The 1787-nt window shown below is 69.2% G+C and carries 1 protein-coding gene; it reads left to right on the top strand.

Going from position 1 to position 1787, the window contains the following annotated elements:
• Positions 1 to 87: 87 nt before the first annotated feature.
• Positions 88 to 1755, top strand: coding sequence for an IS1182 family transposase (locus KLK06_RS59370; protein ID WP_214644744.1), 1668 nt, complete (start codon positions 88 to 90; stop codon positions 1753 to 1755).
• Positions 1756 to 1787: the final 32 nt, after the last annotated feature.

Raw genomic sequence — 1787 nt, 5'->3', positions numbered from 1 at the left:
AGGACTCTGTTGGCCGATTCGGCTGGTTGATCACGGGTTTGAGGCGCAAGATGGGTGTGGGCCGCGGCGGATCGAAGGGGGTTCGCCATGTCGTTGCGTCCCAGACCTGTTCCTGCGGTTCCGGCGGCCACTGCGCGTATCGCGCGGGCGGCTTTCCCGAAGGGGTGTCTGGCCATCCGGCTGCGGGATGAGCTGGGTGTGATCTTCACCGATGAGCGGTTCGTGGAGGGGTTTCCGGCCAAGGGTGGGCCGGGGTTGTCGCCAGGGATGCTGGCGCTGGTGTCGGTGCTGCAGTTCGCTGAGGGACTGTCGGATCGGCAGGCGGCCGATGCGGTGCGTGGCCGGATCGACTGGAAGTACGCCCTCGGGCTGGAGTTAGATGATGCCGGTTTCGATTTCTCGGTGCTGAGCGAGTTCCGGGACCGGTTGATCGCCGGTGGGCTGGAGCAGGTGGTGCTGGAAGCGGTGCTGGAGCGGTGCACGCAGGCAGGGTTGCTGCGTGCTGGGGGGCGGCAGCGAACGGATTGCACGCATGTGCTGGCGGCGGTGCGGCTGCTGAACCGGCTGGAATTCCTCGGTGAGACGCTGCGGGCGGCGTTGGAGGCGCTGGCGGTGGCGGCGCCGGACTGGCTGGCGGTGACCGTGTCCCCGGCCTGGATCGATCGTTATGGGACGCGGATCGACGCCTACCGCTTCCCCAAGGGTGAGCAGGCTCGCCGGCGGTGGGCGGCAACCGTCGGCCAGGACGGGTTCGCGCTGCTGGAGGCGGTGCACGCCGGTGATGCGCCGGTGTGGCTGCGCCAACTGCCGGCGGTGCAGGTGTTGCGCCTGGCGTGGATCCAGCAGTTCCACCGCGATCATCAGGGGGTGCGCCTGCGGCAGGCCGATGACCTGCCGCCCGGTCATCTGCGGCTGGCCTCGCCGTATGACGTCGAGGCCCGCTACGGGCTCAAACGCGGCCTGGGCTGGTGCGGTTACAAGGTCCACCTGTCGGAGACCTGCGAGGAGGATCTCCCGCATCTGGTCACCGCCGTGGCCACGACCGGCGCCTGCACCGACGACAGCCTCGTGCTCGAGGGTGTGCACGAGAGGCTGCAGGAACGGGGCCTGTCTCCCGCACAGCATCTGGTCGATGCCGGATACACCAGCGCGGCCGCCCTGGTGAGCGCCCGCACCGGCCACGGCATCGAGCTGATCGGCCCGGTCAAGGACAACAACAGCGGCCAAGCCCGCGGCGCGCTGTCCCAGACCGCCTTCACCATCAACTGGACACACCGACAAGCCATCTGCCCGCAAGGCGCCACCAGCATCGTCTGGGCCGACAAAACCGCCAGCATGGGCTACATCTCCGTGCGATTCGCCGCCGCCGACTGCACACCCTGCCCGCTCCGCCAGGCCTGCACCCGCTCGGCGCACCCTCGCTACGGCCGCTCCTTGACCCTGCTGCCCCAGCCGCTGCACCAGGCCCTGGCCCAACGCCGCGCCGAACAGGCCACCCCCGCCTGGAAAGCGATCTACAACCTGCGCGCCGGCATCGAGGCCACCCACTCCCAAGCCGTCCGCCTCCTGGGAATGCGCCGCACCCGCTACCGCGGGCTGGCCAAAACCGGTCTCGGCCACGTCCTGACCGCCACCGCCCTCAACCTCATCCGGCTGGACGCCTGGCTCCAAAACCAGCATCCCGGCAAGCCCGCCACAGCCAGACGCACCACACGCCTGATGCGCCTGGCCCACGCCTACGGCCTGGCCGCCTAACACCCAGCAACCAAATCAACCAACAGAGTCCT

Origin of the sequence: Nonomuraea sp. NEAU-A123 (genome assembly GCF_018603905.1) — a bacterium.
Lineage (GTDB): Bacteria > Actinomycetota > Actinomycetes > Streptosporangiales > Streptosporangiaceae > Nonomuraea.
This window is presented reverse-complemented; position numbering and strand designations above follow the sequence as displayed.

Excerpts from the sequence above, each read along its gene's own strand:
- KLK06_RS59370 (WP_214644744.1), top strand. The coding sequence starts at position 88 with ATGTCGTTGCGTCCCAGACCTGTTCCTGCGGTTCCGGCGGCCACTGCG.